Origin of the sequence: Geobacillus sp. BMUD, from assembly GCF_013096845.1 — a bacterium.
GTDB lineage: Bacteria > Bacillota > Bacilli > Bacillales > Anoxybacillaceae > Geobacillus > Geobacillus vulcani.
Map to the genome: position 1 here is coordinate 24567 of NZ_SDLA01000024.1, position 7269 is coordinate 31835.

The 7269-nt window shown below is 53.2% G+C and carries 5 protein-coding genes; 2 read left to right on the forward strand and 3 right to left on the reverse strand.

The annotated features are described in order from the left end of the window. Positions 1-11 precede the first annotated feature (11 nt). Positions 12-1094 (reverse strand): glycosyltransferase family 4 protein, encoded by a 1083-nt coding sequence (locus ETC05_RS16510; protein WP_031406952.1) that lies wholly within the window; start codon positions 1092-1094, stop codon positions 12-14. Positions 1095-1363: 269 nt separating this feature from the next. Here ETC05_RS16510 and secA2 point away from each other — a divergent pair, with 269 nt between their 5' ends. Both secA2 and ETC05_RS16520 read left to right on the forward strand, forming a co-directional pair. Then, a complete protein-coding gene (secA2, locus tag ETC05_RS16515) occupies positions 1364-3757 on the forward strand; it encodes an accessory Sec system translocase SecA2 (protein WP_031406950.1) in 2394 nt (797 codons plus the stop codon). 38 nt (positions 3758-3795) lie between these two features. Next, complete coding sequence (locus ETC05_RS16520; protein WP_171661484.1) at positions 3796-4689, forward strand: accessory Sec system S-layer assembly protein; 894 nt, start codon at positions 3796-3798, stop codon at positions 4687-4689. Positions 4690-4861: 172 nt separating this feature from the next. Here the strand turns inward: ETC05_RS16520 and ETC05_RS16525 are convergent, their stop codons facing one another. Next, positions 4862-6259 (reverse strand): S41 family peptidase, encoded by a 1398-nt coding sequence (locus tag ETC05_RS16525; RefSeq protein ID WP_031406946.1) that lies wholly within the window; start codon positions 6257-6259, stop codon positions 4862-4864. Positions 6260-6290: 31 nt separating this feature from the next. After that, positions 6291-7031 carry a hypothetical protein gene (locus ETC05_RS16530; protein WP_031406944.1) on the reverse strand — a complete coding sequence of 247 codons (741 nt, stop codon included), beginning with the start codon at positions 7029-7031 and terminating at the stop codon, positions 6291-6293. Between the last annotated feature and the right edge of the window lie 238 nt (positions 7032-7269).

Below are 7269 nucleotides of genomic sequence, written 5' to 3' on the forward strand. Positions count from 1 at the left end.
CCCTTTGCTATTTATCGGTCATTTCCGTATACTTTTCGGCTTCCCCGAAGCAACTTGCGAATAAAAGTCATAAACGGCTTGTACTGGTCATTGACCAAGCCGATCAGCTCAGCCAGCAGTTCCCCGAAGACGATCAAGGCAAAAACGATGAGAATGGACTGCCATAACGTCGAGGCGGAGAACAAAATAGCGCTGACCGCAAACATCAAGCCAAACGCATAAATCAACAAGACCGTGTTGCGGTGCGAAAAACCAAGAGCGAGCAACCGATGATGAAGATGCGACTTATCGGGCGCCGAGATCGGCCGCTTGTTCACAATGCGGCGGATAATGGCAAACGTCGTATCGAAAATCGGCACGCCCAAAATGATCACCGGAACGACGAAGCTGAAGAGCGTCACGCTTTTGTAAAGGCCTAGCACCGACAGAACGGAAATGGCATAACCTAAAAACAACGCGCCGGTATCCCCCATGAAAATTTTCGCCGGGTGGAAGTTGTAAAACAAGAAAGCGATGACGCTGCCCAAGATGATCAAGCAGAGCGTGAAAATGAGCATTTTGCCCGCCATGCCCGCCATGACGGCAATGGCCGCAATCCCAATGGCGGAAATGCCTGCGGACAACCCATCCAACCCGTCGATCAAGTTGATGGCGTTCGTAATCGCCACAATCCAAAATATCGTAATCGGGTAGCTCCACAGCCCCAACTCAAACGTGCCGACAAACGGGACGGTCAAAAGATCGACCTTCAGCCCGGAAGCGACAACGACGAACGCCGCCAGCAACTGTCCGGCCAGCTTCACTTTCGGCGACAGCTCGTACAAATCGTCAAGCATCCCGACGAGCACGATGATGATGGCGCCGACCGTCATCCCCGTCACTTGCTCTTTATACACCCCACCGACAAAATAGCCGATGGCCACACCAATAAAAATAGCCAATCCGCCAAGCCTTGGCATGACTTTTGTATGCACTTTCCTCCCGTTCGGCCGATCAACCGCGCCCATTTTGATGGCGAGCTTGATCACGAACGGGGTGATGACCAATACTGTGATAAACGAAGCCAAACATGCGGCAAATGCTTCCATATTCATGTGCAATCACCTTGGCCTTATAAAATCGCGGAAACACACATCATCTTTATGTTACCATATACGATGAGTAAATCAATCTTTTTTTACACCGCTTTTTGTCCCCAAGGATGGAAAATTTCTTTTCCCCCTTGCCGTGAGAAACTCCGAGCGCCAATCCGACGGGCGATTCCACATTTTACATCTTCTCTCTACACGAAGCATCTTGTGTTATAATTAGGTTTTAGAGCACTTGGTGTGAATCATGCCTGTCTAGGAGAGGAATGGACAATATGTTGACAAAAGTAAAGCAACTATTTGACGAAAGCGCTCGAGAAGTGCAGCGTCTTGCTAAACTGGTGGCGCAAATCAATGAATGGGAACCCACCATTTCTTCGCTGAGCGATGAACAACTGCGTCAAAAAACGGTTGCCTTCAAAGAACGGCTCGAAAGCGGCGAGACGCTCGATGACATAAAAACCGAGGCGTTTGCCGTCGTCCGGGAAGCGGCCCGGCGCGTGCTCGGGCTGCGCCATTACGACGTGCAACTGATGGGCGGATTGGCGATGCATGAAGGAAACATCGCCGAAATGCAGACCGGGGAAGGAAAGACGCTGGCGGCCACTTTGCCAAGCTACTTGCACGCCCTCCTTGGGAAAGGCGTCCACATTATTACAGCCAACGAATATTTAGCGCGCCGGGACTGCGAACAAATGGGCCGTTTGTTCCGCTTCCTCGGCTTAACCGTCGGCCTGAATGTGTCGCAAATGACGGCGAGCGAGAAAAAAGAAGCGTATGCGGCTGATATCACGTACGGCACCGGCACCGAGTTCGGCTTTGATTATTTGCGCGACAACATGGTGTACCGCCTCGAAGATAAAGTGCAGCGCCCGCTGTATTACGCCATCATCGATGAAATCGACAGCATTTTAATCGACGAAGCGCGCACCCCGCTCATCATCGCCAACAAATCGGGAATCGGGGCCGAGCTGTTCCCGATTATGGCCCGGATCGTCTGCACATTTCAAGAAGGAAAAGACTATGAGCGCTCGCTAGAGACAAAGCAAATTTTTCTCACGGAAGAAGGAGCGCAAAAACTTGAGCGGGCGTTTGGCATCGACAACCTATACGACTGGGAGCATCACGTGCTGCTCCATCATGCGATGCAGTCGCTGCGCGCTTGGTTTATCATGCGGCGGGATGTCGATTACATCGTCAAAAATGGCAAAGTCATGATCGTTGACCCGTTCACCGGTCGGGTGATGGAAGGGCGCTCATTCAGCGATGGTCTGCATCAAGCGATCGAGGCGAAAGAAGGCGTGGACATCACCGAAGAAAACGACATCCAAGCAACGATTACGATCCAAAACTATTTTCGGATGTATGAGAAGCTAGCCGGGATGACCGGCAGCGCTACGCCGTCGAAAGAAGAATTTTGGCAAACGTACCGGCTGCGCGTTATTACGATTCCGACAAACCGGCCATCCCGCCGCATCGACTGGGACGACCTCGTCTACCAGACGTATGAGGCAAAAGTACGGAAAATTATTGACGAAGTGAAAAAAATGAATGCCATCGGCCGCCCCGTTCTCATCGGCACGACGTCAGTCGCTCAGTCGGAACGGTTATCAGCGGAGTTTTCCAAAGCAGGCATCCCTCACCACCTGCTCAATGCCAAAACGGAGGAAGAAGAGGCGCGCATCATCGCGACTGCCGGGCAAAAAGGGCAAGTGATGATCGCCACCAATATGGCCGGGCGCGGAACGGATATTTTGCTTGGGGAAGGCGTCAAGGAACTGGGCGGGCTGCACATCATCGGCACAGAGCGACATGAAAGCCATCGCATTGATATGCAGCTGCGCGGCCGAGCAGGACGCCAAGGGGATCCGGGGTCTTCCCAGTTTATCATTTCGCTGGAGGATGATTTATTTCGGCTGTACGATCAAGAGGAACTGGAAAAATGGCGAAGCAAAGTCAAGACGGATGACAACGGGCTCATCGTGTCGCCTGACCCGATCAAGTTCGTCCAAAAAGTGCAAACAACGATCGAAAACGCCCATTATTCGGCGCGATTGCATTTATTGAAATTGGACACCGTGATCGACCAACAAAGCAAAGTCATCTACCATATGCGCGATCGCGTCTTGGCGCTGAAGCAGTCAGAGGTGCTGTCCGAGCTCCTTCAGCACATCCATCGCTATATCACGCAAACGATCGACCGTTACTGTCCGGAAAACGTCTTTTTTGAAGAGTGGAACATCGAAGGATTGCACAACGAGCTGCGCCGTGCCTTTTTCCGGTTTGCCTATCTGATTGATGATCTTCGTCATAAGCAAAAACAAGAAATCGCCCAGCTCGTTTGGAACGAATACCAATCACTTGAAGCAGCACTCGCCGATCTTCCGTGTGACGAAGAACAAACCATGCGGCTTAAGCATTTGATGGTTGAAACCATCGATGCTCACTGGATTCGCCACTTAAATCAACTGAATGTATTAAAAGAGGGAATTCATTTGCGCAGCTATGGCCAAGAGGATCCATACCGCGCCTTTGAAATGGACGCTTACCGCGAATTCGTCGCGCTGCAGCAAGCGATCGACGCCGGCATCTCCACCGCCGCCATGAACTATTTGAAAAGCCAGTTTGTCATTGATGACGAAGCGGCCGCCGCCGCGAACCAACCATAACCGCGGCGCAGCACGCCGCCCCGTAAAGGAGGGGTTCCATGATTTTTCGAAGAAAACAACGCACGCAACCGGAGGCCGAGCTGCCGGCACAACATGTCGAACAGCCGGAGGTCGGAACGAAAACAACGCTGTCGTTTCATCCGGACTGGCAGCTGTCTCCAGAAGAAACGTACGTCTATCGCTTTTACCACGAACAGCTGCCGTCGCTTCAGCCAAACCAAATTTCCATTTCGGGCGTCAAGCTGGTCGAATACAATGATGGATTTGTCGCTGTCGCCATTTTGCGCAATACGCTGCCGAAACCGGTCCGCTTTGAACGAATTCGCCTGTTGCTGCTTGGCGAGGATGGCACAGCGATCGCCCGCAAAGAGTTTGACATGAGCGCTTTCGGCGAACTGCCGCCGATGACAGCCCGTCCGTGGCGGTTCTTGTTCGCCGCCGAGGACAAGCTCGTCGATCAATTGCCTGCAGATGGATGGAAGATCGCCTTTGAATTGACACCGCGGCATCGGCTCGAGCTAGAGGAAAGCTGGGAACAGTCGCTGTCGGCCGAGCAGCGCCAACAGCTGCAAGCCCTTGTTGACTCGGTTCCGCCTCCTGCTCGCGGGGAAGTGAACTTCATGGGCATTGAAGCGAAACAGCTGCCTTCCGGCGAGCTAGCCGTCACGCTGCTCATTCGCAACGGCAGCGACCAACAGATCCGTTTTGAACAAATCCCGCTTGAAGTGCGGGATCATGCTGGCGACATCGTCGCCCGCGGATTGTTTGCCTGCCATCTGGAAGTGAAAGCCCACACCAGCAAACCATGGACGTTCCTCTTCCCACCGGAATTGCTGCGCAAAGCAGAACCGGATTGGACGTCCTGGAAGGTGACGATCCCATCCTCCCCGTCACAGAGCGAAAGGCAAGAAACGCAATCAAGCGAGGAGTAACCGGCAAAAAGCTGGCCCCCATGGTCGCCAAACGACCGATGGAGGCCAGCTTTCTTTGCACCGTTCCGTTCAAAACGGCCGCGCTCCCGTTGTCCGCTGAGCCTTAGACGCAACAGCCGAACGTTGCATCATCAAGAACGACGGCTATCCAACCCATCTCGACGGGAGGGCCTTATTTCGTAGTTTGAATCTCCATGTAAGCACCTTTTTTCATCGCCACGCCGTCTTTGCTTTTCAACACCGGCGGAATGACCAATAAATAGCTCTGCCCTTTGGCCAGCTTCGCTGCCGGTTTGATCACCAGCTCCGTCCCCCGACGGATTTGCGCCGTCACCGCTGCTTCCTGTCCGCCTAATTGATACAATTTCACTCCGCTTACCGCGGTATTGGCGAGCGGACGAGAGAAGCGGACGACAAACGTCTTATCGACCGGCGCATTGCGCAGCTTGCCGAGCGACTGATACCCTTTCAGCTGGCCAATCAGCAAATCGCGGTGAGCGGCGTACAGCTCTTTCCCAACGACCGTCGGCACATCCGGCTTCACCCCGACATGATGAATCGGCGTCCCTTTTGGCGAGAAAAAGTGGGCGACGGTCAACTTCAACATGCTGCCGTCCGACAGCTCAAACATTTCCTGCATCGATCCTTTGCCAAACGTCCGCTGGCCGTACAAAACGGCCGCCTTTTGCTCCTTCACCGCCGCCGCCAACATTTCCGACGCGCTCGCGCTCGACGCATTGACAAGCAACCGGATCGGACCCGTCATTTGCACCGGCTGTTTGACAGCAGCATACACTTCTGGGCGATTCGAACGGTCGCGCAACTGAAACGCTTGCTTCACATTTGGGAAAAAGCCGGCGATTTGCTGCGCTGTTTCGACATATCCCCCCGGATTGTCCCGAAGGTCCAAAATCCACCCTTTCACTCCGCTTAAGGAGCGGATGGCGCGTTCGATTTCACTGGGAGCTGTCTCATCAAAACTATATAGCTGAATATAGCCGATATTCCCTGCCAGCCGTTTGAACTCAACGTTCGGCCAGTCGATTTTTTCCCGCTTGATGGTGACACTGACGGTTTCCTCGGTCGACGGCCGCCAAACGGTTACGGCCACCGTCGTTCCTTCTTCCCCTGCGATCAAGCTCAATACTTTTTCCATAGTCTCATTTGTTACCGGCTGCCCGTCAACCGCCCGAATCACATCGCCCGGCTGCAGCCCGGCGCGGGCGGCTGGTCCATTGTCCAAGACAGACAGGATGTGGACGCCGTCCTCATCTTCCTCAACCATCACGCCGATGCCGACAGACTCCATGTCAATCCACTTCAAAAATTCCTCGTATTCTTGTTTTGTCATATAGGCAGAATACGGGTCAAGCTGTTTGACAATATCTTGCGGGGTGCTGGCTTTCAGCACTCGATCGCTTACGGGTTCAACATAATACTGACGAACCAACTCCCGCACTTCTTCGAGCACCTTCGTTGACGCCGTCGCCGCCTCCGCCGGTGGGCTCCAAGCCAAAAATGGAGCCGCAAACAACAGAAGAGCCGCCGCCCATCGTTGCATCACCGTCATATTCGTCTCTCCTCTCCCGAGATGCGCTCGTTTACTCGATATCGACATCTAAGACAACCGGCGCTTTAAAATCATCGATATACACCGCCAGCTGCTTGCGCGTCGCCGCATCCACCACGTTTGGCAGCCATCGGTCGCAAAGCGACAGCAGCCGCTCCGCCCGCGCGATATCCCCTTCATCATACGCATCAAGCAGCTTGTCCATGGCTTTCATAATATTGATGGGATCATACGCACGCTGCTGAACAGCCAAAGCCGGGCGTTGAAACCATCCTTCCATCTTTTCGCGCAGCGCCGCTCCCGGAACACGGCCGATGAGAATCGCCGTTTTGCGAATTTGGTATTGCAACAGGGCATAGGAATCATACACGACATCCACATCCCCCGTCCGCAGCGCCCGGTCGACGTTGGCCGTCAAGGCACGCAATCGCTCCCCGCTTTCGACAGCGCTGATATAGGCAGAAGCCTTTTTGATTGTCTGTTCTCCGGCAGCGATCCGTTTTTCCAACTGCGCCCTTGCCGTTTGCGGACGCACGCGCGCCACTTCTTTTTTTGCCGCCTGATAATCGCTTTTGACTTGGTTGAAGAGACGGTACGGCTTGGACCATTGATTGGCTTTCATCGCCCGCTCAAGCTGGGCGGCATGCTGCTCAAGCCGCTCCACATTCGGGAATGGAGCCGCTTCCGTCTGAACGGCCAACAGTGAAAAAGATAGCCAAAACACCGCCAGCCATCCGATGATGGAAAATGCTTTTCTCCGTTTTCTCCTCACGCTTTCACCTGCTATCTACAAAAATATAAAACATGTATTTCAATTTTACTGGAAAAGAGGCAAAATGAAAATATGCCCTGAAAAAAAAATCCAACGTAAGCCCTTCCAAGCGTGAACTACCCCCACTTAATTTTCTAGCGAAAATTTGAAGTGGAGGCTTCCAAAGAAGTTTGACTGCTTCAAGCAATCCTTATTCTTTGAGGCGTGTCCACTTCGCCGCTAGAGCATAAGACACTCA